This window comes from Tistrella sp., from assembly GCF_002684955.1.
Lineage (GTDB): Bacteria > Pseudomonadota > Alphaproteobacteria > Tistrellales > Tistrellaceae > Tistrella > Tistrella mobilis.
In genome coordinates this window covers 275,702-299,903 of the sequence record NZ_NYWI01000086.1, presented here as the reverse complement: position 1 = coordinate 299,903, position 24,202 = coordinate 275,702, and the positions used below count along the sequence as shown (strand labels likewise).

The window sequence follows — 24,202 nt, the reverse complement described above, 5'->3', positions numbered from 1 at the left end:
GAAGATCATCCTTCGAGCGCAACGCGGCGACCCTCTCCCGGCTATCAGGCCAAACATCCTACCAGGAGACGGCCCGATGAGTGGAATTCATACAAGCGCGACCGGAGACGCCGAAGCCTGTGACATCGCCGGCCTCGACGGGTTGGCGCAGCTGCAGGCCTATATCGATGGCGGCCGTCCGCTGTCGCCGATCGCCGAGACGCTGGGCTTCCGCCTGGCGCGGATCGAAGCCGGCGAGGCGGAAATCGTCGCCGAACCCGGGCCGCATGTGCTGAACGGCATGGGCGTCGCCCATGGCGGCTATATGGCGACCCTGCTTGATGCGGCGGTCGCCTGCGCCGTCCACAGCCTGATGCCGGCGGGGGTCGGCTCCACCACCGTGGAGCTGAAGGTCAACATGGTGCGGGCCCTGCCGGTGACGGTCAGCCCGGTGCGCGCCATCGGCCGCGCCATTCATACCGGCCGCATGCTGGGAACGGCCGAAGGCCGGTTGATCGGTCCCGACGGCACGCTTTACGCCCATGCGACGACGACCTGCGCGGTGTTGCACCCGCGCAAGTGACGGGGCTCCGGCCTCTGCATACCTGCATCCATGCCCGCATCCGGGGGACGGACCCGCCTGCCATGTGCACGGCCGGGGCTGTCCCCCGAAATCTTTCCGGCGTCTGCACACGTCCATCATCCGGATCGCACCGGAGTCGAAGATTTCGAATCATTGGTAGATTATGATTCATCTATTTCGTGCATTGCGATAGACCACAACCACAGGTATATTTTGAACCGAGTTTGAGTCCCCAGGGCAGCCAGCCGTCCACACCGGATGCGTGCCCGTCCGCAGACACGACCCGATGCTCTAAAAATCAATAATTCGATGAGGACGCCATGGATCACGCCACCCAGGTGCATCTGATCGACCGTGTGTTCGACATGATCGACCGCCGCACCACGGAAATGGACCCGGCCGAGTATCACAACCCGGTCAGCCGCTATACCGATCCCGAGCGCTACAAGCGCGAGGTCGAGATCATCTTCCGCCGCAACCCGATCATCGTCGCCCATGGCAGCGAGCTGCCGAAGCCCGGCGACTACAAGACCATGGATGTGACCGGGGTGCCGATCCTGCTGGTCCGCACCCAGGACGGTTCGGTCAACGCCTTCGTGAACGCCTGCCGCCACCGCGGGACCAAGCTGGTCTGGGAGGAATGCGGCAGCCACAAGCGCAGCTTCGTCTGCCCCTATCATGCCTGGACCTACGGCACCGACGGTAAGCTGGTCGGCGTGCCCGCGGCGGAAGGCTTCCCGAACATGAAGCGCGAGGAGATGGGCCTGCGCCGGCTGCATTGCGCCGAGCGCTACGGCTTCGTCTTCGTCCAGGTGGACCCGACCGCGCCCAAGGTGGATGTCGATGCCTGGCTTGGGCCGATGGCGCATGAGCTGGAGCATATCGGCACCGCCGATTACGTCGTCTGGCGGCCCGCCCAGCTGGAGAAGAAGACCAACTGGAAGCTGGCGCTGGATACGTTCCTCGAGAACTATCACACCCGCCGCACCCACACGAAGACCATCTGGCCGGTCTTCCTGGACAACACCGCCGCCTTCGACCGGCTGTCGCCGCATGCCCGGGTGGTGCTGCCCAAGCGCTCGATCCCCGAGATCCGCGATCAGGATCGCGAGACCTGGAACCTGCGCGACCATTCCACCGTGCTCTACACCATCTTCCCCAATCTGATGCTGGCGGTGCTGCCCGATCATTGCGCCATCTTCCAGGTCTGGCCCGACGGCATCGACAATTGCAAGCTGCCGGCCTACACGCTGGTGCCGCCGAAATATCTGGAGAGCGCCACCGCCCAGGACATCTGGTCGAAGAGCATGCATGTCGTCTTCGAGGTGACCGAAGAGGACAGCGACCGCTCCGAGGCCATTCAGGCGGCGCTCAATTCCGGTGCCAACGATCATTTCGTCTTCGGCCGTTACGAACAGGCCCTCGCCTGGTTCCACCAGGAGGTGGAGGCGATGCTGAACGGTCAGGCCGACTGGGTCCGCTATGCCGAAGCGGCCGAGTGATCCCGGGGCCCGTGATCCCATGATCCCGGACCCCGTGATTGCCGGGTCCTGAGCCGGCGCGGCGACACGACAGCGACACGACCACCTGATCTCCTGCGGGCGCGTGGGTTCCACGCGCCCGGCCGGGGGAGGTGCGTGCCCGCCCGGCTCTCAATCTGCGACCCCCGCCGATCCGCGAAACGACACCGCGAAACGACGACGACGAAGGGGCTGCCTCGGATGAAGACCGACGAAAATCGCAATGTAACGCGCGAACGCATGCAACGCCTGGAGGCGTTGCTCGACGGCGAGGACGAGCTTCGCGACCGCCTGCAGGCGGTGCTGCGCTTCTCCCGCAAGATCCGCGTCAGCGAATATCACCTCACCAACGCCTGCAACATCCGTTGCAAGGGCTGCTGGTTCTTCGAATACGGCCACGACACCGCCACGCGGGAGGCCAAGGATGCCGAGGCGCTGGAAGCCTTTCTGATCAAGGAGACCAAGGAACGGCGGGTGAATGCCGCCCTGGTGATCGGCGGCGAGCCGACGCTCTTTCCCGATCGGCTGCGGCTGTATGTCAAGCACATGCCCTATGTGACGATCTCGTCCAACGGGCTGCGCCGGCTGCCGATGGAGGGGTTCGAGAATGTCGCGATCGGCCTCACCCTGTTCGGCGGCGGGCCGATGGACGACCAGCTGCGCGGCATCAAGCCCAGCGGCCGCACCTTCAGCGGCCTGTTCGAGACCGCGCTCGGCAATTATCGCGACGACCCGCGCGCCGGCTTCATCTATGCGCTGACCGAGACCGGCATCGAGCATATCGAAGAGACGGTGGTCCGGATCCGCGACAACGGCAATCGGGTCAACTTCAACTTCTACAGCGCCTATGACGCCGAGGATCCGACGGCGCTTGCCCGGCAGGAAGAGCTGCTGGAAGAGGCGCTTCGGGTGCGGGCGAAATATCCCGACACCGTGGTCAGCACGCCCTATTACATCCGCACCATGATCACCGGCCGCAGCCATTTCGGCCGCTTCGGCTATGACGTCTGCCCGTCGCTGTCGCAGGATCATGCCGGCCATGCCGACCGGCTGGTCAACGGCAACCCGGTGCTGCCCTTCTTCAACACCTGGGCGGCGGACCTGAAGACGGTGAAGTTCTGCTGCACCTCGGGCCATTGCAACGGCTGCCGCGACAGCCAGGCGGTGATCTCGTGGATGGTGGTCAGCATGGACCGCTTCCTCACCGACAAGGTGATGCTCGAGACCTGGGTCGAGATGGCCGAGAGCTACTGGAAGCAGTTCATCTGGGGCCCGTTCCACTGGACGAAGGATGCCGGCCGCCGCCAGGCGGTGATGGACCCGATCGGCGACGGCCATGCCGCGCAGGTCTCGGTCGATCTGGCCCATGGCGAAACCCTGCCGAACCCGCTTCTGGCCGCCGTTGCCGGCCGCGAGGCGGCAGAGGCGGGCGAGGTCCGGGTCCGGGCGCCGGAGGTGGTGGCGTGACCGTGCTGCCGGCCGATGCACCGGAAACCGACGCCGCAGCCGGGATCGCCCTGGCTGCGGCCCGGCTTTCGGCCGAGCCGGTGGCGCTGCACAACGCGATCCGGGTCGAGGCCGACGGCCCCGATGCGGCGATCGCGACCATCACCCGCCTTCAGCCCTTTCACAAGGGCGGCGCCGAACGCGCGCTGATCAATGGCGGCATCCTGCAGGCGCTGATGGAACGCGCCATGCGGGCCGCCGCCGCCGCCGTTCTGGGCGATGCCCCCTCGCGCCTGGTCTCGCTGGATCAGCGCTGGCTGGGCCCGGTCCTGCCCCGGGGGGTGATCGCCCGTGCCGAAATCGAGGGCCAGGCCGGCACCGGCACGGTCCTGCTTGCCGCCACCATCTCCGACGCCCGCGGCGGCCCCCGCGTCCGCGCTGCGGGCGTCGTCACCCTCTTCAACCATCTTTAACCAGTGACAGAACAAGGCCCATCCCACTCTCCCTCCGGAACCGACCCCCGAGGTCGGTTCAAGCCGCCACTGAGGCGGCGGCCAAGGGCACGAAGCGCCCGCCTGGGCAGAGGGACCACGGAATGACCACCACCACCACTTCCCTCCGGAACCGACCCCCGAGGTCGGTTCAAGCCGCCACTGAGGCGGCGGCCAAGGGCGCGGCAGCGCCCGCCCGGCGAGGGACCAATACAAAAGGAACGCTCAAGATGACCGAACAGACCGCTCATGCTGCCGCCGGGGAGCGGCTGCTCGTGCCGGATGCCAAGGCCTTCCGCGAGATGCCGGACGAGTACCAGGAGCTGGTGATCCATCAGCTGCGCGCCCATACCGAGGGCGAGCTGACCGGTGCCGACGACTACATCCAGATCTTCTATCCGATGGCGCCGACCGCCTTCGAGCGCAAGGTGTGCTGCGAGCGCGCCGCCGAGGAGATGGATCACTATATCCGCGGCAAGGCGGTGCTGGACGAGATCGGCGTCGATACCGCCTATATGCTGCAGCAGCATCTGGATCAGCGCGAATTCTACCGCACCGAGGGCGTGCGCCGGATCGAGAACTGGCTGGGCCGCGGCATGTTCTCGTTCATCGGCGAGGCGGCGGTGCTGGCGCAGATCCACGAGATGTCGAAGAGCTCGTACAAGCCGCTCGCCGACATGTGCACCAGCGTCATCATCGACGAGCACAACCACGTCGCCCAGGGCTACCGGATCGTCTGGGAATACTGCCAGACGGAAGAGGGGCTGAAGGATGCCCAGGCGATGCTGGAAAAGGCCTGGCCGATCACGCTCGACCTGTTCGGCAGCTCCGAGAGCAAGCGCTCGCCGCTTTATGTGAAGTGGGGCCTGCGCCAGTACACCAATGAAGAAGCTCGCCAGCGCTTCATCGCCCAGATCACCCCGCGGGTCGAGGTGCTTGGGCTGAAGGTGCCGGCGGCCGAGGCGAACCGGAAGTTCCTCTGATCGTCACCGGTTTCCGTCGGGGCGCGCGGCTGCCGGCCGATGGCCGGTTCATGCCGCGCGCCCCATGATTGACGTATACGTCAATCACTCTATCCTTAAGACAAGAACAAGAGGCGTGATCCGCGTCCGATGCCATCCGGCCGGAGCAGCCAGGCCCGTATCAGCCCAGGCCCATATCGGCCCAGGTCCGTATCAGTCAGGGGACGAGACATCCATGCCCGAGACCACCAGCGTCAGCCGGAGCGGTGCCTTCCGAGCGGTCGGACCGGCCGGCTTCCTCGATCAGATCCGGGTGCCGCGCTATGCCGAGCGCACCGATCTGTTCGACGAGATCATCGCCGAGACCCATCGCCATTTCTGGGACCCGCTCGACACCGCCTATATCCGCTTCGACGAGCCGTTCGACATGGCCACCGAGACGGTCATGCCGGCCTCGATCGTGCCCGAGCTGAACAGCGCCGTCGCCGACCGGCTGACCGCCCAACAGCGGGTCTGGTTCGCCAATGAAAGCGCGCGCTGGTGGCTGTCGAGCGTGCTGCATGGCGAGCAGGGGGCGCTGTCGCTGTCGGCCAGCCTCTGCCATATGCTCGCCGATCCGGGGGTGGTGGAATATGCCGCCAACCAGGCGCGCGAGGAAGCCCGCCACGTGACCGCGTTCAGCCGCTATATCCACACCCGCTGGGGGGCGCCGATGCCGGCCTCCGACGTGCTGGGCGGGCTGCTGAAGGAACTGGTCGACCTGACCGACGTGCCGCGCAAGATCGTCGGCATGCAGCTTCTGGTCGAAGGCCTCGCCATGGGCATTTTCGCCAGCCTGCATTCCAAGAGCCAGGACCCGGTGCTGCGCCGGTTGACCCAGCTGGTGATGACCGACGAGGCCTTTCATCATCGCGCCGGCAAGCTCTGGGGCCGCGACGCCCTGCCGATGATGGACGAGAAGGCGCGCAACGGCGTCGAGGACTGGGCGGCGCAGTGCTTCCAGATCCTGATGTTCAACATGCTCCATCCCAGCCAGAAGCAGGCGCTTTATGCGCCGCTGGGGCTCGATTGGGAATGGGTGCGGGATGCCATGAAAGAGAGCTACACCTCCGACGTGCGCCGCGCCGAGATGTCCGAGAGCACCAATGTCTTCCGGGTGCTGGTCAAGACCCTGCTGCATGCGGGCATCATCACCGACCGGACCCGGCCGCTCTATGCCCAGTGGGTCGATCTGGGCGCGCTGGCGGGGGAGGGCGAGGGCACGGTGGGCGATGCCATCGCCGCCGAGGGCCTGGAATTCCTTGCCGGCGTGAACGCCGCGCGCCGCAGCCGCCACGAAACGGCGGCCTGACCGGCCGGAGCCGATCTCAGGGCCCGATTTCAAGGCCCGATTTCAGAGACGGGCGGATGAAGGGGAGGGGCTGATCCGGCGGGATCAGCCCCTTTCCTGCGTTCTGAGCCCCCCGGTTCCCATGCCCTGTGCTCCCATGCCCTGTGCTCCGATGGCCGGCGTCCGGCCTGCCGCCGGGGGCTGATCCTGCGTGCCGTGCGCGCCGCTGGCCGCGCGCGTGGCCAGATGGGTCAGCAGCTGCTGCAGGGCGATGAACAGGAACAGCAGGATGCCGGTCACGATCTTGATCCACCAGCTGGACAGGCTGCCGTCGAAGGTGATGTAGGTCTGGATCAGCCCCTGGATCAGGATGCCGATGAAGGTGCCGAACATGCTGCCGGCGCCGCCCGAGAGCAGGGTACCGCCGATCACCACCGCGGCGATGGTGTCCAGCTCCACCCCCACACCGGTCAGGGAATAGCCGGACGCGGTGTAGAACGAGAAGACGATGCCGGCCAGCCCCGCCAGCAGGCTGGACAGCGTGTAGATGGCGATGGTCGTCCGGCCGGTGCGGATGCCCATGAGGGCGGTGGTGTCGCGGCCGCCGCCCAGCGCGAAGACATTGGTGCCGAAACGGGTGTAGTGGAGCAGGATCCCGCCCAGGACGAAGGTCGCCAGCATGATCATGCCGATGATCCGCAACCGGCCGCCCCCGGGCAGGCGGAGGGAGAAGGCCGCCACCTGCTGATAGAGCGCATCGTCGATCGGCAGGCTGTCGGTGGACAGCAGGAAGGCCACGCCCCGGGCCAGGAACATGCCCGCCAGGGTGACGATGAAGGGCGGCACGTCGAAATGATGGATGATGGCGCCCATGGCCGCGCCGAACAGGGCGCAGATGGCCAGCACCAGGCAGAAGGCGAGAAGCGGCGGCAGGCCCCAGCTGCCGATGCCGAGCGCCAGGAAGACCGTGGTGAAGGCCACCACCGATCCGACCGACAGGTCGATGCCGCCCGAGATGATCACGAAGGTCATGCCCACGGCCAGAATGCCGAGGAAGGCATTGTCGGTGATGAGGTTCATCCCCACCCGGGTGGAGGCGATGTTGGGGTATTGCAGGGCGCAGAACAGGAAGCCCAGCAGGAAGACGGCGGTGGTGACGATGACGGGCAGGTGGCGGCGCATCAACGCGTCTCCCGAAGCAGGCGGTTCCGGGGATGGCGTCCCCGAAGCAGGCGATCCCGGGCCGCGGCGAGGCGCGGGGTCTGGAGCAGCAGGACCGCCAGCACCACCGTCGCCTTGATCACCAGGTTCAGCTCCGGCTGATAGCCGCTGAGCAGGATGCCGGTGTTCATGGCCTGGATGATCAGCCCGCCGACGGCGGCCAGCACCAGGCTGAACCGCCCGCCGAACAGCGAGGTGCCCCCGATCACCACCGCCAGGATCGCGTCCAGCTCCAGCCAGAGACCGGCATTGTTGGCGTCCGCGCCGCGGATGTCGGCGGCGGCGATCACGCCGGCGAGGGCGGCGCAGAAGCCGCACCACATATAGACCGCCAGGATCATCAGCCGGGTGTCGATGCCGGCCAGGCGGCTGGCCCGGGCATTGGCGCCGGTCGCCTCGATCATCAGGCCGAGCGCTGTGCCGCGGGCGAGCAGCACGGCGACCAGCAGGGTCGCCGCCGCCAGCACCACCGGGGCCGGAAGGCCCAGCAGTGCACCGCTGCCGATCCAGGCGAGATCGGGCGAGGAGAAGGTGACGATCCGCCCCTCGGTGATCAGCTGGGCGATGCCGCGGCCGGCGACCATCAGGATCAGGGTGGCGATGATCGGCTGGATGCGGAGCACGGCCACCAGCAGCCCGTTCCACAGCCCGCAGAGCAGCCCGGTGCTGAGCGCCGCGGCCAGGCAGACGGCCAGCGAATGGCTGTCGGCCAGGCTGGCGGCCACCGCGCCCGAGATGGCCATGACCGCACCGACCGACAGGTCGATGCCGCGGGTGGCGATGACCAGAACCATGCCCGTCGCCAGCAGCACCACCGGCGCGCCGCGATTGAAGACGTCGACCAGGCTGCCGAACAGGCGCCCGTCCTGAAGGCGCAGGTCGAAGAACTGGGGCGACACCATCCAGTTGATCAGCAGGATCAGGATCAGGGCGCCGATCTGGGCGCTGCCTTTCCTGGGATAGGCGATGGACACTGTCTTGGCTCCCCCCGTCCTTGTGCCGGATACCGTGTTCTTGTTCTGCATTGGCCGTCAGTCTGCGGCGATGGCGGCCAGCACCCGCTGTTCGTTGACCGCCTCGCCGGTCAGATGGGCGACATGGCTGCCGTCGCGCAGCACGGTCACCCGGTCGGAATAGGACACGATCTCCTCCACCTCGGACGAGATGACCAGCATGGCCAGCCCGCTGTCGCACAGGCTGCGGATCAGGCGGATGATTTCGGCATGGGCGCCGACATCGATGCCGCGGGTCGGCTCGTCCAGGATCAGGATCCGGGGTTCGGTGGCCAGCCAGCGGGCCAGGATCGCCTTCTGCTGGTTGCCGCCCGACAACAGGCCGATGGGCTTGTCCGGATCGGCCGGACGGATGTCGAGCGCCTTGATGAAATGGTCGGCGATCTCTTTCTGGCGTTTGCGCGACAGGGGCCGCGTCCACCCCATCCGGGCCTGCAGGGCAAGGATGATGTTCTCGCGCACCGACAATTCGGCGACGATGCCCTCGGTCTTGCGTTCCTCGGGGCAGAAGCCCAGCCCCTGTTTCAGGGCATCGCGCGGCCCCAGGATCCGCGCCGGGCGGCCGTCCAGATGCAGCGTGCCGCCATCGGCCCGGTCCGCGCCGAAGATCAGGCGCGCGGTTTCCGTCCGCCCCGACCCCAGCAGGCCCGAAAGCCCCAGAACCTCACCGCGCCGAAGCGTCAGATCGAAGGGCGCCACGGCCCCCTTGCGGCCCAGCCCTTCGGCGCGGAGCAGCGGCGGGGTGTCCTCCTGGTCCTGGGTGGCACGCGCGCGTTCCTCTTCCACGCCCTGAAGTTCGCGTCCCAGCATCATGCCGACCAGCTCCATGCGCGGCAGCCCGGCGACCGGCCGTTCGCCGACCAGGCAGCCATTGCGCAGCACCGTCAGCCGGTCGCAGATCTCCTGCACCTGATCCAGGAAGTGGGTGACGAACAGGATGCCCATGCCCTGGTCGCGCAGCTGGCGCATCACCCGGAACAGCACCTCCACCTCGCGGCCGTCCAGGCTGGCGGTGGGTTCGTCCAGGATCAGCACCTTCGCCGACATGTCGACGGCGCGGGCGATGGCGACGATGTGCTGTACCGCCACCGGATAGTCGCCCAAGGGCGCGCCGACATCGATCCTCAGGCCGAAGCCCTGCAGAAGATCGCGGGACCGGCGGCGCATCTCGCGGTCGCGGACAAGGCCGAAACGGGTGGGCTGGCGGCCGAGGAACAGGTTCTGCGCAACGGTCAGATTGGGCAGCAGCGCCACCTCCTGATAGACCGTGGCGATCCCCGCGGCCAGGGCCTCGTCGCCCGATCGGGGGCGGATCTCAGCACCCGACAGCCGCACCTCGCCGCCATCGCGGGGCGTGATGCCGGTGACCGTCTTGATCAGGGTCGACTTGCCGGCGCCGTTTTCCCCCAGCAGGGCGTGGATCTCGCCCGCGCGCAGGGTCAGATCCACCGATTTCAGGGCCTGGAACCCGCCCGGAAAGGTCTTGGACAGGCCGCGCACGCACAGCAGTTCCGGCGCCTCGTTCATGGATCTCCCCCTCCCAGGGATCAGGGACAGCATTGCCCGCCGGCCCCGGGAACCGGTTTCCCGGGGCCGGCGGGCAGGCGGTCAGTAGCCGAGCGACTTGCGCGCGTCGTACTGGCCCATCGGGTCGTCGGCCTTGGTATAGAGCTTCGATTCGGTCTGGATCCACTTCGGCGGCGCCTTGCCGTCCTTGTAGGCGGCCAGCGCGTCGAAGGCCGGGCCGGCCATGTTCGGGGTCAGCTCCACCGTGGCATTGGCCTCGCCTTCGGCGATCGCCTTGAAGATGTCGGGCACCGCGTCGATGGAGACGACCAGGATGTCGGTGCCCGGCTTCAGCCCGGCTTCCTTCATCGCCTGGATCGCGCCCAGCGCCATGTCGTCGTTATGGGCATAGAGCGCGCAGATCGTCTTGCCGCCGCCTTCGGCCTTGATGAAGCTCTCCATCACCTCCTTGCCCTTGGCGCGGGTGAACTCGCCGGTCTGGCTGCGGATGATCTTCACATTGTCGGCCCCGGCGATGCCCTTTGCGAAGCCTTCCTTGCGGTTGGTGGCGACCGAGGCGCCGACCGTGCCCTGAAGCTCCACGACATTGCAGCTCTTGCCGGCGACGGTGTCGACCAGCCATTTCCCGGCCACCTCGCCCTCGTGCACGCTGTCGGAGGTGACGGCGGTCAGATAGAGCGAGGGATCTTTGGTCTCTATGCTCCGGTCCAGAAGCACGACCGGGATTTCGGCATCCTTGGCCTCTTCAAGGACGGCATCCCAGCCGGTGGCCACGACCGGGGCCAGGAAGATCGCGTCCACGCCTTGGGCGATGAACGACCGGATCGCCTTGATCTGGTTTTCCTGCTTCTGCTGGGCATCGGCGATCTTCAGCGTGATGCCCCGCTTTTCGGCCTCGACCTTGGAGACCGAGGTCTCGGCGGCGCGCCAGCCGGATTCCGAACCGATCTGCGAAAAGCCGACGGTCATGTCCGCCGCGACGGCGGGTGTGGCGAGGGCGGTGAACAGAACGCCTGCCAGCAGCCGGGTTTTCAATGTCATCTCCGTGATCTCCCTAGATGCCGCCCCGTCTGATCGGGGGCGGTCATGCCGTGATGAGCGAGCGATGCCGATGCGCAACCGGCAGAGGGGGGCCGCCCGCGCACCCCCGCCGGTTCAACCCTGCCCGTTCACCGCATATCGGTGAAGGCCAGGGCCGTATGCTGTTCATAGACCTCTCCCGGCCGCAGCAGGGCCGGGGGAAAGCCCGGGTGATTGGGGGCATCCGGCCAGAGCTGGGGTTCCAGCGCCAGGCCGGCATGGGGGGCGAGGGGACGGCCGTCGAGGCCGGGCATGCCGGCGGCGATCATCGCCCCGTCATAGACCTGCAACCCCGGCTCGGTCGTCTCCACGGTCAGGGTGAGCCCGCCATCCGGTGCCGTCAGCCAGGCCACGGGCCGGATCGGGCCCCGGGCGTCGGAGAGGCAGAAATTGTGGTCGAAACCGCCGGCCGGCCCACCCTGCATCAGCGTCACACCCCGGCGCAGATCGAAGGGGGTCCCGGTCACGGGGCGGCGTTCGCCGGTCGGGATCAGGTCGTCATCGACCGGCAGATAGCTGTCCGCCGCGACCCTGAGGCGATGGCCGGCGATGGTCGGGCGGCCCGACAGGTTGACGTAGGAATGATGGGCGAAGTTGCAGAGGGTTTCGGCATCGCCGGTGGCCCGGACATCGATCCGGAGCACCGGGCCGGGGGCGATGCTGAAGCCGACCTCCACCTCCAGATTGCCCGGAAAGCCCATATGGCCGTCGGGCAGGCGGTCGGTCAGGCTGACCCGGTCGGCCGCCACCGCCCGGATGCGCCAGTTCCGGCGCGAGGATCCGTCCGCCCCGCCATGCAGCAGGTGCCGGCCCCGGAAATTGGTATCCAGTTGCACGATCTGCCCGCCGACCGGCGCCCGGGCGCCGCCGATGCGGTTGGCATAGCGTCCGACCATCGCGCCGAAATAGAGGTCGGGATGGGCCAGATAGCCCTCGAGACGATCGAAGCCCAGCACCAGCGGATGGGGCACGCCGTCGAGCCGCAGATCCTGAAGGATGGCGCCGAGCGTCAGGAAGCGGGCCGTCAGCCCGTGGGCCGCGATTTCGACCCGCTCCACGATCTCGCCGGTGGGCAGTGCTCCGAAACCGCTCAACTGACATCCTCCGCCAGGGTGACCCGGGGTTCGGGCAGGCCGGCCACGGCCGTCTCCGCCGCCAGCCAGGTCAGCCCGGCATCGGGGGAGGGGTCGCCATCGGCGGCGCTGGTGACGTAAAGGCTGCGGAAGTCGGGCCCGCCGAAGGCCGGGCAGGTGGTCTGGGCGACCGGCAGGGCGATGCTGTCGATCACCTGGCCGTCCGGGGAATACCGCACCACCTGGCCCGTTCCCCAGCGGGCATTCCACAGGCAGCCTTCGGCATCCACCACCGCGCCGTCAGGGTGGATGCCCTCTGGCCCCAGATCCAGAAAGACCCGGGGCGCGCCCGCCGGCCAGCCCGCGGCATCCAGCGGCTGGCGCCAGATCACGGCCTCGCTGGTATCGGCGTAATATGCGGCCGAGCGGTCGGGCGCGAAGCAGATGGCATTGGGAATGCCCATGCCGCCGCGCAGCCGCTCCAGCCGGCCCCTGTACCAGCGATAGATGGCGCCGTGCCCCGGCGCCCCGGTTTTGGCCATGGTGCCGATCCAGAACCCGCCCCAGGGATCGGCCCGGCCGTCATTGGAACGGGTGAGCGGGTTCTCCGCCTCCAGCGCCGCCAGATCCGTCCGGTCGCCGGTCCCGAGGTCGAAGACGAAAAGCGCCCGTTCCGAGGCGACGAGCAGGCGGTCGTCATCCACCCATCCGGCTGCGGAGACCATCTCGGGGAACAGCCAGGACAGGTCCTCGCCGGCCGGGCTGCGCGACAGCAGGCGGCCGGCCAGAATGTCGAACCAGAACAGCTGGCCGCGGCGCGGATGCCAGAGCGGCCCCTCGCCGAGCCGGCAGATCCGCGTGTCGTAGATGCGCGGGGCATGGATGGGGGCGGTCATGGCCGTGATCCTGTCATCGGGCATCGGGAGGCAGAAGATCCACCGGCAGGTTCTGGTAGCACACCGGCCGCAGGAAGCGCCGGATCGCCAGCGTGCCGACCGAGGGGGCGCCGAAATTGGTGCTGGCCGGGTAGGGCCCGCCATGGACCATGGCATCGGCCACCTCCACCCCGGTGGGGAAGCCGTTGGCCAGGATCCGGCCGGCCTTGCGCTCCAGCACCGGCAGCAGCGCGGCCGCGAGCCCGGCATCCTCCGCATCCATCTGCAGGGTGCAGGTCAGCTGTCCGGCCAGGCCACGGGCCAGCCTGAGCATTTCGTCGGCATCCGCCACCCGTACCAGCAGCCCGGCGGGGCCGAAGACCTCGTCCGCCAGTTCCGGATGCGCGAACCAGGTGGCGGCGTCGACCTCGAAGAAGCCGGGGGCCGCCTGGCGTGCGGCGTTCTCGCCCAGCACATGGGTCGTCACCCCCGCGATGCCGGCGATCCGCGCGCGTCCACGCGCATAGGCGGCGCCGATACCGGCGGTCAGGGTGGTCTGCGGCCCGGTGGCGGTCAGCGCTTCGGTGGCCAAGGCGACGAAGCCGTCGGCATCCGGCCCGTCGATCGCCACGACCACGCCCGGATTGGTGCAGAACTGCCCCGCGCCCATGGTGAGTGAGGCCGCCCAGCCGCGGGCGAGTTCCGTGCCCCGTGCGGCGAGCGCATGGGGCAGCAGGAAGACCGGGTTGATCGAGCCCAGCTCGCCGAAGAAGGGGATCGGCTCCGGCCGCGCGGCACACAGATCGAAGAGTGCCCGGCCGGCGCCGAGCGAGCCGGTGAAGCCCACGGCGCGCACGGTCGGATGGGTCACCAGCGCCGCGCCCAGATCATGGGTATTGCCCTGGATCAGCGCGAAAACGCCCGGGTCGATGCCGCAGGCGGTGATCGCCTCCAGGATCGCCTCGGCGACGATCTCGCCCGTGCCGGGATGGGCGGGGTGGCCCTTCACGATCACCGGGCAGCCGGCGGCGAGCGCCGCGGCCGTGTCCCCGCCGGCGGTGGAGAAGGCGAGGGGGAAGTTGGAGGCGCCGAACACGGCGACCGGGCCGATCGGGCGCTGGATCATGCGCAGTTCGGGCCGCGGCAGCGGCGCGCGGTCGGGCAGGGCGGCATCCTGGCGGCGGTCCAGATAGTCGCCCGCGCGGATATGCCCGGCAAACAGGCGCAGCTGGCCGACCGTCCGGCCCCGCTCACCCTCCAGCCGCGCTGCGGGCAGGCCGGTTTCCCGGCTGCCGATCGCGGTGATGGCGGGGCCGCGGGCCTCGATCGCCGTGGCGATCGCCTCAAGGAAGCGGGCGCGCTCGTCCCGTGTGCTGGTGCCGTAGCTGTCGAAGGCGCGATCGGCCGCAGCGGCGGCACGATCGACCTCGGCCCTGCCTCCGGTCGCGAAAACCTGGGCGGCACCCTCGGTCGGCTCGGACAGGAACGTCCCGGAACCGGCCAGCCAGGCGCCGTCGATGAGATGCTGTCCCCGGGGCGTAAAACCGGGGGATGAAACGGTGGATGCGGTCGAAGTCACGCCGGACGATCCTTTGCCATGGAGGGGCCCCTCACTCGATGAAGGGATCGGTGGTCAGGCGGCGGCCCAGCATGAAGGCATCGGCCACATGTTTCAGCGGCGACAGGTCCACCTCGCTGGTGCGGGTTGCGATCAGCCGGGCGAAGCGGGCATAGAGCCCGTCATATTCCGATCCGAGCGCCTCGCCCTGCGACAGGTTCTGCCCGCCGGCCGACACGGTGGCGCCGCCATCGGCAAGCGACAGCACGCCGTCATCGGTTTCGAATTCCATGGCCCAGCTTTGCGGGCCTTCCTGGCGGAAGTCGAAATCGGCGGCGATGGGGGCGGCACCGGTCAGGTAGGACAGGCGCGCGGCGATGGGGGTTTCCTGGTTTTCGGGAAATTCCAGCTCGGCACTGGTCAGACGAAGCGGCGCGGGCAGGATCTCGGTCAGGATCGAGAGCGCGTTGATCCCCGGGTCGAAGACGCCGAGCCCGCCGGCCTGCCAGATCCAGCGCTGCCCCGGATGCCAGCGGCGCACATCCTCGCGCCAGGTGATCGTCCCGCGGAGGATCTGCCGCCCGGCGAGCCAGGCCTTCGCCGCCGGCACGCCCGCGGCGAAGCGGGAATGCCAGGTCGCGAACAGCACCCGTCCCCGTGCCGCCGCCAGATCGATCAGGGCTTCGACCTCGGCGATCGTCGCACCCGGCGGCTTTTCCAGCATCACATCCAGCCCGGCCTCCAGCGCCTCGCACGCCATGGCATGGCGTACCTGGGGTGGTGTGCACAGCGCCACCGCGGTGACCTCGGGCTGGGCCGCGATCAGCGCGGCCAGGGTCTTATGGGCGGGAATGCCCTCCAGCCCGGCATTGCGGCTGACGGTCGCGGCCAGCCGGAAGGCCCCGGACTTCAGGATCGAGGGATGGTGCTGATCGATGGCGATCTTGCCGAGCCCGACCAGGGCGATCGGCGTCGCGGCCAGGGTGTCAGTGGCTGTCACGGGGCACCTCCTTGCCGCGGCAGCCGCGCAGGAAATCGAAGTCGACGCCGGTATCCGCCCCCATTACATGCTCGTGGAACAGGCGCACATAACCGCCTTCAGGCGGCGAGACGGGGCTGGTCCAGGCGGCGAGGCGCCGGGCGATCTCGTCCTCGGGCACGTCCAGATGCAGGGTGCGGGCCTCGACATCCAGCTCGATCATGTCGCCGTCGCGCACGATCGCCAGCGGCCCGCCCACCGCCGCTTCGGGCGAGGTGTGGAGCACCACCGTGCCATAGGCCGTGCCCGACATGCGGGCGTCTGAAATCCGCACCATGTCGGTGATGCCCTTGCGCAGCACCTTGGGCGGCAGCCCCATATTGCCCACCTCGGCCATGCCCGGATAGCCGCGGGGGCCGCAATTCTTCAGCACCATCACGCAGCTCTCGTCGATGTCCAGGCTCTCGTCGCTGATCCGGGCCTTGTAGTGCTCGATGGTTTCGAACACCACCGCCCGGCCGCGATGCTTCATCAGATGCGGGCTCGCTGCCGAGGGTTTGATCACCGCGCCTGAGGGCGCCAGATTGCCGCGCAGCACCGCGATGCCGCCATGGGCGGTCAGCGCCTTGTCCACCGGCCGGATCACGTCCTCGTTCCAGTTCCGGGCGTCCTTGACCTCGTCCCAGAGCGTCTCGCCCGAGACGGTCAGGACATCCCCCTGCAACAGGCCGTCCTCGCAGAGCCGCCTGATCACCACAGGCAGGCCGCCGGCATAGAAGAATTCTTCCATCAGGTATTTGCCCGACGGCATCAGATTGACGATGGTCGGCACGTCACGTCCCAGCCGGTCCCAGTCGTCGAGGGTGAGATCGACACCTACCCGGCCGGCGATGGCCAGAAGATGCACCACCGCATTGGTGGACCCGCCGATGGCGCCGTTGACGCGGATGGCATTCTCGAAGGCCGGCCGGGTCAGGATGTCCGAGGGTTTCAGATCGTCCTTGACCATCTCGACGATGCGCCGGCCGGTCAGATGGGCCATGACCCGGCGCCGGGCATCCACCGCCGGGATGGCGGCATTGCCGGACAGCGCCATGCCCAGGGCCTCGACCATGCTGGCCATGGAACTGGCCGTGCCCATGGTGTTGCAGGATCCGGCGCTGCGCGACATGGCCTGTTCGGCTTCAAGGAAATCCTCCCGGGTCAGCTTGCCGGCCTTGATGTCTTCCGACATCTGCCAGAGGGCCGTGCCCGACCCCACCCGCTCACCGCGGAACCAGCCGTTCAGCATCGGGCCGCCGCTGACCACGATCGCGGGCAGATCGACGCTGCAGGCGCCCATCACCAAGGCGGGGGTGGTCTTGTCGCAGCCGGCCATCAGCACCACGCCGTCGATCGGCTGGGCGCGCAGTGCCTCTTCCACATCCATGGCCGCCAGATTGCGGTAGAGCATGGCCGTGGGCCGCAGGCTGCTTTCGGCGGCGGAGAAGACCGGAAACTCCACCGGCAGCCCGCCCGCCTCGTAGACGCCGCGCTTCACCCGCTCGGCCAGATCACGCAGATGGGCGTTGCACGGGGTCAGCTCCGACCAGGTGTTGCAGATGCCGATCACCGGCCGTCCGTCGAACAGATCGTAGGGCAGGCCCTGATTGCGCATCCATCCGCGGTGATAGATGTTGTCCCGGCTGGTGCCGCCATACCACTCCTGGGAACGGAGCCGGCGTGGCCATGGTGCCTTGGTGAATGCCATGAGCGATGGCCCTTCCCGTCAGAGTGATGCCACGCGAAGCGCGCCGCCACCGGCGACGGGATCCGGGGCGATGGCCAGCCGGTTGCGCAGCGGCAGGCCGAAACCGGGCACCTCGATCTCGAACACGTCGCCGGGTTCCGTGCGCAGCCCGGCCGCAAAGGAGAGCGTGGCGGTCCCGAACATGTGGACATGCACGTCGCCCGGGTGGCGGAACAGGTCGTATTTGAAGTGGTGGTGCTCCAGATTGGCGAAGCTGTGGGACATGTTCTCTTCGCCCGACAGGAACGGGGCGTCGAACAGCACCTCGTCGCCGCGCAGCACCCGGGACCGGCCCTCGATGCTCGCGGGCGGCGGGCCGATCCGCAATTCGGGGCCGAAGGCGCAGCGGCGCAGCTTGGAATGGGCCAGGAACAGGTAATTGGTCCGTTCCGTCACATGGTCGGAGAATTCATTGGCCACCGCGAAGCCCAGCCGCCAGGGCGTGCCGTCGGGCCCGATCACATAGAGCCCCGCGATCTCGGGCTCCTCGCCGCCATCCAGCGCGAAGGCGGGCGACAGCAGCTCGGCCTCGGGTGCGGCCACGCTCTCGCCATTGCCCTTGTAGAACCATTCGGGCTGGACACCCACCTGGCCCGCGGCCGGCTTGCCGCCCTTCAACCCCATGCGGAACATCTTCATGGAATCGGTCATGCCGGCCTCGTCATCGCCGCCGCCATGCATGCTGTTGCGGGTCGAGGCCGAACCCAGATGGGTGAGCCCGGTGCCGGTGACGTAAAGATGGGCCGGGTCGGGATGATCGATCGGCGGCAGGATCCGCCCCTCGCGGCCGGCCTGCTCCAGATCCACCGCCCGGCCGGGGGTGATCTGGCCAAGCGCTTCGGCCAGTGTCCGCCCCCGGTCCAGGCAATGCATGGCCAGGGCATAGGTGGTGTCGAAGCCGGTGACCTCGTGGGCCTCGGTGCCGTCGCGCACCACCACCGCCCGTGTGCCGTCTGTCCGCACGATCTGGGAAAGCAACATGGCCTCAGCCTTTCTTCTTGTTGTAGACGTCGAACACCACCGCGGCCAGCAGCACCAGGCCCTTGATGACCTGCTGCCAGTCGATGCCGATGCCGAGAATGGACATGCCGTTGTTCATCACGCCCATGATGAAGGCGCCGACCACGGCACCGACCACGGTGCCGACACCGCCGGCCATGGACGCGCCGCCGATGAAGACCGCGGCGATCACGTCCAGCTCGAACGACACGCCGGCCTTGGGTGTCGCGGTGTTCAGGCGGGCGGCGAAGACCAGCCCGGCAAGGGCGGCCAGCATGCCCATATTGGCGAAGGTCAGGAACACCAGCTTCTCGGCCGGAATGCCCGACAGCTTGGCGGCCTTTTCGTTGCCGCCGATGGCATAGATCCGCCGCCCGATGACCGTGCGGTTGGTGATGAAGGAATAGATCGCGATCAGCAGCGCCATCACGATGAACACGTTCGGCAGGCCCCGGAAGGTCGCCATCAGATAGCTCATATAGACAAGCGCGATGGTGATCAGGGCGTATTTGCCGGCGAAGAAGGCGAAGGGCTCTTCCACAAGCCCGGTCGCGGCCTGTTTGCGGCGGCTGCGCACCGCCATCACCAGGATGCCGGCCGCCACGACGATGCCTGCCACCAGCGACAGGGTGTTGAAGCGTCCGCTGCCGAAGATGTCGGGCACGAAGCCCGAGGCGATCAGCTGGAAATTGGCGGGAAAGGGCCCGACCGACTGGCCGGCCAGCAGCCAGAGCGTCAGCCCCTTGAAGACCAGCATGCCGGCCAGCGTCACGATGAAGGACGGGATCTTGAAGAAGGCGACCCAGAAGCCCTGGGCCATGCCGATCAGCGCGCCCACGGCCAGGCAGATCAGCCCGGCCAGGACATAGGGCACCTCCCACTGAACGATCATCACTGCGGCCAGCGCGCCCACGAAGCCCAGCACCGACCCGACCGACAGGTCGATATGGCCCGAGACGATCACCAGCAGCATGCCGACCGCCATGATGACGATATAGCTGTTCTGCAGGATCAGATTGGTCAGGTTGACCGGCTTCAGCAGGATGCCGTCGGTGGCGACCTGGAAGAACACCATGATGACGATCAGCGCCAGCAGGATGCCGTATTCCCGCATGTGCTTGCGCAGATAGGCGCCCATGGTGAGCCCGGACGCGGGGGCGGTCTCACGCTCGGATGGTTTCGCCAGGTCCATGGGTCTGCTCTCCGGAAGTGACGATCATCGCCATGATTTTTTCCTGGGTGGCCTCGGCCGTCGGCAGCTCGCCCACGAACCGCCCCTCGTTCATGACGTAGAGACGGTCGGTGATGCCCAGCAGCTCGGGCATTTCCGAGGAAATCACGATGATCGATTTCCCCTGGGCCGCGAGGGCGGCGATGATCGAATAGATTTCGAACTTCGCGCCCACATCGATGCCGCGGGTCGGCTCGTCGAGGATGAGGATGTCGGGGTCGGCGAAGAGCCATTTGGACAGCACCACCTTCTGCTGGTTGCCGCCCGACAGGTTCACGGTCTCCTGCTCGATCGAGGCGCATTTGATGTTGACCCGCGCCCGGTAGTCTTCGGCCACACCGGCTTCGCGGGCGTCGTCCACCACCCCGGCATTGGCCACCGCATCCAGGTTCGCCAGCGGCACGTTGCGGCGGATGCTGTCGGCCAGCACCAGCCCCAGCCCCTTGCGATCCTCGGTGACATAGGCGAGCCCCGCCCTGATGGCGCGGGGGATGGTCGAAAGATCGGCGGGACGGCCGTGGATCCTGACCGTGCCGGAAATGCCCTGGCCATAGCTGCGGCCGAACAGGCTCATCGCCAGTTCCGTGCGCCCGGCGCCCATCAGCCCGGCGATGCCCAGAACCTCGCCCCGCCGCAGGTGGAAATTCACGCCCCTGACCACCAGCCGGCCCTGATGGGTGGGGTGGTGAACCCGCCAGTCGGCAACCTCCATCACCGTGTCGCCGATGCGGGGTCTGCGTGGCGGATAGCGGTCGGACATCGACCGTCCCACCATGTCGCGGATGATTTCGCCCTCGCCGTAAGAGGTATCGGACATGTCGCGGCTGGCGACGGTGGTGCCGTCGCGCAGCACCGTCAGGCTGTCGGCCACCCGCGAGACCTCGTTCAGCTTGTGAGAGATCAGGATGGCGGTCAGGCCCTCGCGCGTTTTCAGCTCCACCAGCAGGTCGAGCAGGGCCCCGCTGTCGCGTTCGTTGAGCGAGGATGTCGGCTCGTCCAGGATCAGCAGCCGGACCTTTTTCGACAGCGCCTTGGCGATCTCCACCAGCTGCTGCTTGCCGAGGCCCAGATCCTCGACCCGGGTGTCCGGGTTCTCCCGCAGCCCCACCTTGGCGAGCAGCGATGCGGTGCGGCGGCGGGTCTCCGGCCAGTCGATGACCCCGTATCGGGCGATCTCGTTGCCGAGGAAGATGTTCTCGGCGATCGACAGTTCGGGCACCAGGGCCAGTTCCTGATGGATGATGATGATGCCCCGGGCCTCGCTGTCGGCGATCCCCCGGAAGGCCATGGGCTGGCCTTCATACAGGATCTCGCCCTCATACGACCCGGCCGGGTAGACCCCGCTCAACACCTTCATCAGGGTGGATTTTCCCGCCCCGTTCTCGCCCACCAGCGCCCGGATTTCCCCGCGCCGCACGGCGAGATTGACGCGGTCCAGCGCCTTCACCCCAGGAAATTCCTTGGTGATCCCGCGCATCTCAAGGATGGCGTCCATCCGTTCCTCCCAAGGGGTCTCGCCCGAAGCCGTCCTTTGCCCCGGGCGAGGGATCCCGCCGGTTACTCGATCTCGGACGCCTTGTAATAGCCGCTGTCGATCAGCACCGGCCGCCAGTTGGCCGCGGTGACCGGAACCGGCTCCAGCAGGTAGGAGGGAACGACCTTCTTGCCGTTGTCATAGGTGGTGGTGTCGTTGATCTCGGGCTCGCCGCCGCCCATCACGGCGTCGACCATGCCGACCGTCACCCGGGCGAGTTCGCGGGTGTCCTTGAAGATGGTCGAATACTGGTCGCCGCGCAGGATGGCCTTGACCGAAGGGACTTCGGCATCCTGGCCGGTGACGATGGGCATGGCCATGTCGCCCGAGCCGTAGCCCACCCCTTTGAGCGACGAGATGATGCCGATCGACAGGCCGTCATAGGGGGAGAGCACCCCATGGACCTTCTTGCCGGTGTAATTGGCCGAGAGCAGGTTGTCCATGCGCGCCTGGGCGACCGCGCCGTCCCAGCGCAGCGTGCCCACCTTGTCCATGCCTGTCTGGCCCGAGGGGATCACCACCGAGCCGTCCTTGATCAGCGGATCGAGCACCGACATCGCGCCGTTGTAGAAGAAATAGGCATTGTTGTCGTCGGGCGAGCCGCCGAAGAGTTCCACGTTCCAGGGCTTCTGATCGGGGAAGCGCTGTTTCAGCCCCTCGACCAGGGTGGTGGCCTGCTGCACGCCCACCTTGAAATTGTCGAAGGTGGCGTAATAGTTCACATGCTCGCTGTCGCGGATCAGCCGGTCATAGGCGATCACCTTGATGCCGGCGGCATCGGCATTGGCGAGCACGTTCGACAAAGTGGTGCCGTCGATCGCGGCGATGACCAGGACGTTCACGCCCTTGGTCACCATGTTTTCGATCTGCGCCAGCTGGTTGGGAATGTCGTCTTCGGCATATTGCAGATCGGTCTCGTAGCCGGCGGCCTTGAACTGCTCGACCATCGAGCTGCCGTCGGAGATCCAGCGGGCGGAGGATTTGGTGGGCATGGAGATGCCCACATATCCCTCACCGGCCGATGCCAGGTCCGCGCCCCCCAGGGCGATCACGGACAGGCCGGCCGCAAGCGCGACCGTCTTCAATGCCCTCATCTTTTCCTCCCTTCGCGGCGCCCCCTGGTTCAGCCCCGCTTCTGCGGAGTCCGCCGGGACGGCCCTTGCTTTTGTGGCGCAACTCATCGGCGGACGGTCCGCCCGGTCATTGCCGCTGGGTCTATTGGTAAGAGGATTGGATATACCGGTCAAATCGGCATAATTGTATTGGATATATCATTTACGGCATATCACACGCATCGGCAGGACGAGAGGTGGCCTTCATGGAGAACGGCCCGAACGAGGTGGGGCGGCGCGACCGGCTGATCGGCCGCGGTATCAAATTCCGTCATCTGCGGGTGCTGGCAGAGCTGCTGGACACCCCGCAGGTCAGCGCGGCCGCGGCGCGGCTGAACATGACCCAGCCCACCGCCTCGCGCCTGCTGGCCGAGGCGGAGACCATCGTCGGCGTGCCGTTGTATGAACGCCATCCGCGGGGCATCCGCCTGACCGTGATGGGGGTGACCCTGGCCGACCGCGCCCGGCGCCTGCTGCGGGATCTGGACCAGACCGATCGCGAGATCGAGGATATGGGCCGCGGCACCCGGGGCACCGTCAATATCGGCGCGGTGACCGGGCCGGCGCTGGAGATCATCCTGCCGGTGATCCGCCAGCTGCGCGTGACCCATCCCGACATCCGCGTCAACGTGTCGGTCGACCTGTCGGACAAGCTGGCCGGCGAGCTTCTGGCGGGGGCGGTGGATTTCTACATCGGCCGCCTGCCGGCCGACCGGGATCCGCGCAGCTTCGTGATCCGCACCATCGGCGAGGAACCGTTGAGCCTGGTGGTCCGCAAGGGCCATCCGCTGACCCGCAAACCCGCCCCGACGCTGGAAGACTGCGTCGCCTATGACTGGATCCTGCAGCCCCAGGGCGGGCTGATGCGGACCACGGTCGAAGCCTATGTGCTCAGCCGCGGATGTACCCTGCCGGACCGGGTGCTGGGGACGTCGTCGATCCTGCTGACGCTGGCCCTGATCGCCAGTTCCAACGGCATCGGCACGCTGGCGCGCACCGTGGCGCGGTTCTATGCCGATCACGAAGGCATGGGCATGGGCATCGAGACCCTGCCGGTGGCCGAGGATATGCGGGTGACGCCCTATGCCCTGATCCGGTCGCGCGATGTCAGCCCGACGCCCGCGGCGCAGACCCTGCTCGGCATGATCCACGAACGCATCGACAGCCTGGTTCCGCTGGTCTGACAGATCCGGTGCGGCGCGGCTTGACCCGGTTACTGAATCAGATTAATTTAATCTCGTTCAGTAATGGAGGCCGCCCATGGCACGCCCGCGCAAGGATCAGGCGATCGACATTCCCGGCCGGGCGGTGGCAGAGACCATCCGCCTGCTGGAGGACCGCGAGCCCATGGCGCTGACCATGGCCGAGGTCGCGGCCGCCATCGGCTGCAGTGCGCCTGCGCTCTACAACCATTTCCGCAACCGCGATGCCCTGCTCCGGGCGGTCCATGACGAAGGCTTCCGGCGGCTCTACGACACCAAGCTCGCCGTCGCCGCCCGCACGGCCGGCGATGCTGTGGCGCGGCTGCGCGAGGGCGGGCTTGCCTATCTCGCCTTCGCCGCGGAACATCCGGCGCTCTACCGCCTGATGTTCGCGCCCCCGCCGCTGCCGGATCTTGCCGGCGATCCCTTCGCGACCGATCCGGGCATGACCTCGCTCACCCTGCTCAGGGGGGCGGTAGAGGCGGTGCAGGCCCAGGGGCTGCTGCCCGGGCGCGATCCCGGGCTGGTCGCCTTCACCCTCTGGTCGGCGGTGCATGGCGCCGCCTCCCTCATCGCCGCCGGCCGTGCACCGGCCCGGGGCGAGACCCCGGCGGCGCTCTGCCGGGGCGTCGTCGACACCATTATGGGGTTGATCCTGGGGAACGGTCATCCCGACGGCTGATCAATCTTTCCAACCC

The 24,202-nt window shown here is 67.7% G+C and carries 21 protein-coding genes; 8 read left to right on the top strand and 13 right to left on the bottom strand.

All coding sequences use genetic code 11. The features are described from left to right. Positions 1 to 76 precede the first annotated feature (76 nt). The 6 genes from CMO28_RS29520 to CMO28_RS29495 all read left to right on the top strand — a co-directional run bounded on the left by CMO28_RS29520 (position 77) and on the right by CMO28_RS29495 (position 6,332). Entirely contained in the window at positions 77 to 562 is a 486-nt protein-coding gene (locus CMO28_RS29520) for a PaaI family thioesterase (RefSeq protein WP_296721114.1), read from the top strand. 320 nt (positions 563 to 882) lie between these two features. After that, the gene (locus tag CMO28_RS29515; protein WP_296721111.1) at positions 883 to 2,064 is read left to right on the top strand and encodes an aromatic ring-hydroxylating oxygenase subunit alpha; all 1,182 of its coding nucleotides are present in this window, start codon (positions 883 to 885) and stop codon (positions 2,062 to 2,064) included. Positions 2,065 to 2,283: 219 nt separating this feature from the next. Next, positions 2,284 to 3,549: a radical SAM protein gene (locus tag CMO28_RS29510; protein ID WP_296721108.1), complete on the top strand. Its 1,266-nt coding sequence runs from the start codon at positions 2,284 to 2,286 to the stop codon at positions 3,547 to 3,549. Continuing rightward, entirely contained in the window at positions 3,546 to 4,001 is a 456-nt protein-coding gene (locus CMO28_RS29505) for a hypothetical protein (protein ID WP_296721105.1), read from the top strand. Before CMO28_RS29510 ends, CMO28_RS29505 begins: the two co-directional genes overlap by 4 nt. A gap of 248 nt (positions 4,002 to 4,249) precedes the next feature. After that, positions 4,250 to 5,002 carry a Phenylacetic acid catabolic protein gene (locus CMO28_RS29500; protein WP_062767534.1) on the top strand — a complete coding sequence of 251 codons (753 nt, stop codon included), beginning with the start codon at positions 4,250 to 4,252 and terminating at the stop codon, positions 5,000 to 5,002. 214 nt (positions 5,003 to 5,216) lie between these two features. Further along, positions 5,217 to 6,332, top strand: coding sequence for a ferritin-like domain-containing protein (locus tag CMO28_RS29495; protein WP_296721102.1), 1,116 nt, complete (start codon positions 5,217 to 5,219; stop codon positions 6,330 to 6,332). An 84-nt stretch (positions 6,333 to 6,416) separates the two neighbouring features. Here the strand turns inward: CMO28_RS29495 and yjfF are convergent, their stop codons facing one another. The 13 genes from yjfF to chvE all read right to left on the bottom strand — a co-directional run bounded on the left by yjfF (position 6,417) and on the right by chvE (position 22,284). Then, positions 6,417 to 7,493, bottom strand: coding sequence for a galactofuranose ABC transporter, permease protein YjfF (gene yjfF / locus CMO28_RS29490; protein WP_296721099.1), 1,077 nt, complete (start codon positions 7,491 to 7,493; stop codon positions 6,417 to 6,419). Next, the gene (locus CMO28_RS29485) at positions 7,493 to 8,506 is read right to left on the bottom strand and encodes an ABC transporter permease (RefSeq protein WP_296721094.1); all 1,014 of its coding nucleotides are present in this window, start codon (positions 8,504 to 8,506) and stop codon (positions 7,493 to 7,495) included. Before CMO28_RS29485 ends, yjfF begins: the two co-directional genes overlap by 1 nt. Positions 8,507 to 8,563: 57 nt before the next feature. Next, positions 8,564 to 10,072 carry a sugar ABC transporter ATP-binding protein gene (locus CMO28_RS29480; protein WP_296721090.1) on the bottom strand — a complete coding sequence of 503 codons (1,509 nt, stop codon included), beginning with the start codon at positions 10,070 to 10,072 and terminating at the stop codon, positions 8,564 to 8,566. Between the two features lie 81 nt (positions 10,073 to 10,153). Next, the gene (gene ytfQ / locus CMO28_RS29475; protein WP_296721086.1) at positions 10,154 to 11,113 is read right to left on the bottom strand and encodes a galactofuranose ABC transporter, galactofuranose-binding protein YtfQ; all 960 of its coding nucleotides are present in this window, start codon (positions 11,111 to 11,113) and stop codon (positions 10,154 to 10,156) included. 128 nt (positions 11,114 to 11,241) lie between these two features. Beyond that, complete coding sequence (locus CMO28_RS29470; RefSeq protein WP_296721083.1) at positions 11,242 to 12,246, bottom strand: aldose epimerase family protein; 1,005 nt, start codon at positions 12,244 to 12,246, stop codon at positions 11,242 to 11,244. Then, entirely contained in the window at positions 12,243 to 13,121 is an 879-nt protein-coding gene (locus CMO28_RS29465) for an SMP-30/gluconolactonase/LRE family protein (protein WP_296721080.1), read from the bottom strand. The genes CMO28_RS29470 and CMO28_RS29465 overlap by 4 nt, the downstream gene beginning before the upstream one ends. 13 nt (positions 13,122 to 13,134) lie before the next feature. Beyond that, positions 13,135 to 14,679, bottom strand: coding sequence for an aldehyde dehydrogenase (NADP(+)) (locus tag CMO28_RS29460; RefSeq protein WP_296721078.1), 1,545 nt, complete (start codon positions 14,677 to 14,679; stop codon positions 13,135 to 13,137). Positions 14,680 to 14,710: 31 nt separating this feature from the next. Beyond that, positions 14,711 to 15,658, bottom strand: a complete 948-nt coding sequence (locus CMO28_RS29455) for a Gfo/Idh/MocA family protein (protein WP_296721075.1) — start codon at positions 15,656 to 15,658, stop codon at positions 14,711 to 14,713. Then, entirely contained in the window at positions 15,645 to 17,387 is a 1,743-nt protein-coding gene (gene araD / locus CMO28_RS29450; RefSeq protein ID WP_296721071.1) for an L-arabinonate dehydratase, read from the bottom strand. Before araD ends, CMO28_RS29455 begins: the two co-directional genes overlap by 14 nt. An 18-nt stretch (positions 17,388 to 17,405) precedes the next feature. Next, a complete protein-coding gene (araD1, locus tag CMO28_RS29445) occupies positions 17,406 to 18,407 on the bottom strand; it encodes an AraD1 family protein (protein WP_296721069.1) in 1,002 nt (333 codons plus the stop codon). A 4-nt stretch (positions 18,408 to 18,411) separates the two neighbouring features. Further along, positions 18,412 to 19,617: a multiple monosaccharide ABC transporter permease gene (gene mmsB / locus CMO28_RS29440; RefSeq protein ID WP_296721066.1), complete on the bottom strand. Its 1,206-nt coding sequence runs from the start codon at positions 19,615 to 19,617 to the stop codon at positions 18,412 to 18,414. Further along, positions 19,589 to 21,151 (bottom strand): multiple monosaccharide ABC transporter ATP-binding protein, encoded by a 1,563-nt coding sequence (gene mmsA, locus CMO28_RS29435; RefSeq protein WP_296721063.1) that lies wholly within the window; start codon positions 21,149 to 21,151, stop codon positions 19,589 to 19,591. The genes mmsB and mmsA overlap by 29 nt, the downstream gene beginning before the upstream one ends. A 62-nt stretch (positions 21,152 to 21,213) precedes the next feature. Continuing rightward, entirely contained in the window at positions 21,214 to 22,284 is a 1,071-nt protein-coding gene (gene chvE, locus CMO28_RS29430) for a multiple monosaccharide ABC transporter substrate-binding protein (RefSeq protein ID WP_296721058.1), read from the bottom strand. 224 nt (positions 22,285 to 22,508) lie between these two features. On the opposite strand from chvE, the gene CMO28_RS29425 reads away from it, so the two are divergent. Together CMO28_RS29425 and CMO28_RS29420 are read left to right on the top strand one after the other, a co-directional pair. Further along, the gene (locus CMO28_RS29425; RefSeq protein ID WP_296721053.1) at positions 22,509 to 23,486 is read left to right on the top strand and encodes a LysR family transcriptional regulator; all 978 of its coding nucleotides are present in this window, start codon (positions 22,509 to 22,511) and stop codon (positions 23,484 to 23,486) included. 76 nt (positions 23,487 to 23,562) lie between these two features. Next, entirely contained in the window at positions 23,563 to 24,186 is a 624-nt protein-coding gene (locus CMO28_RS29420; protein ID WP_296721050.1) for a TetR/AcrR family transcriptional regulator, read from the top strand. Positions 24,187 to 24,202: the final 16 nt, after the last annotated feature.

Coding starts and splice junctions, on each gene's coding strand:
- yjfF (WP_296721099.1), bottom strand. CDS start 7,493: ATGCGCCGCCACCTGCCCGTCATCGTCACCACCGCCGTCTTCCTGCTG.
- CMO28_RS29420 (WP_296721050.1), top strand. CDS start 23,563: ATGGCACGCCCGCGCAAGGATCAGGCGATCGACATTCCCGGCCGGGCG.
- araD (WP_296721071.1), bottom strand. CDS start 17,387: ATGGCATTCACCAAGGCACCATGGCCACGCCGGCTCCGTTCCCAGGAG.
- CMO28_RS29500 (WP_062767534.1), top strand. CDS start 4,250: ATGACCGAACAGACCGCTCATGCTGCCGCCGGGGAGCGGCTGCTCGTG.
- CMO28_RS29520 (WP_296721114.1), top strand. CDS start 77: ATGAGTGGAATTCATACAAGCGCGACCGGAGACGCCGAAGCCTGTGAC.
- CMO28_RS29425 (WP_296721053.1), top strand. CDS start 22,509: ATGGAGAACGGCCCGAACGAGGTGGGGCGGCGCGACCGGCTGATCGGC.
- mmsA (WP_296721063.1), bottom strand. CDS start 21,151: ATGGACGCCATCCTTGAGATGCGCGGGATCACCAAGGAATTTCCTGGG.
- CMO28_RS29465 (WP_296721080.1), bottom strand. CDS start 13,121: ATGACCGCCCCCATCCATGCCCCGCGCATCTACGACACGCGGATCTGC.
- CMO28_RS29495 (WP_296721102.1), top strand. CDS start 5,217: ATGCCCGAGACCACCAGCGTCAGCCGGAGCGGTGCCTTCCGAGCGGTC.
- araD1 (WP_296721069.1), bottom strand. CDS start 18,407: ATGTTGCTTTCCCAGATCGTGCGGACAGACGGCACACGGGCGGTGGTG.
- mmsB (WP_296721066.1), bottom strand. CDS start 19,617: ATGGACCTGGCGAAACCATCCGAGCGTGAGACCGCCCCCGCGTCCGGG.
- ytfQ (WP_296721086.1), bottom strand. CDS start 11,113: ATGACATTGAAAACCCGGCTGCTGGCAGGCGTTCTGTTCACCGCCCTC.
- CMO28_RS29510 (WP_296721108.1), top strand. CDS start 2,284: ATGAAGACCGACGAAAATCGCAATGTAACGCGCGAACGCATGCAACGC.
- CMO28_RS29480 (WP_296721090.1), bottom strand. CDS start 10,072: ATGAACGAGGCGCCGGAACTGCTGTGCGTGCGCGGCCTGTCCAAGACC.
- CMO28_RS29515 (WP_296721111.1), top strand. CDS start 883: ATGGATCACGCCACCCAGGTGCATCTGATCGACCGTGTGTTCGACATG.
- chvE (WP_296721058.1), bottom strand. CDS start 22,284: ATGAGGGCATTGAAGACGGTCGCGCTTGCGGCCGGCCTGTCCGTGATC.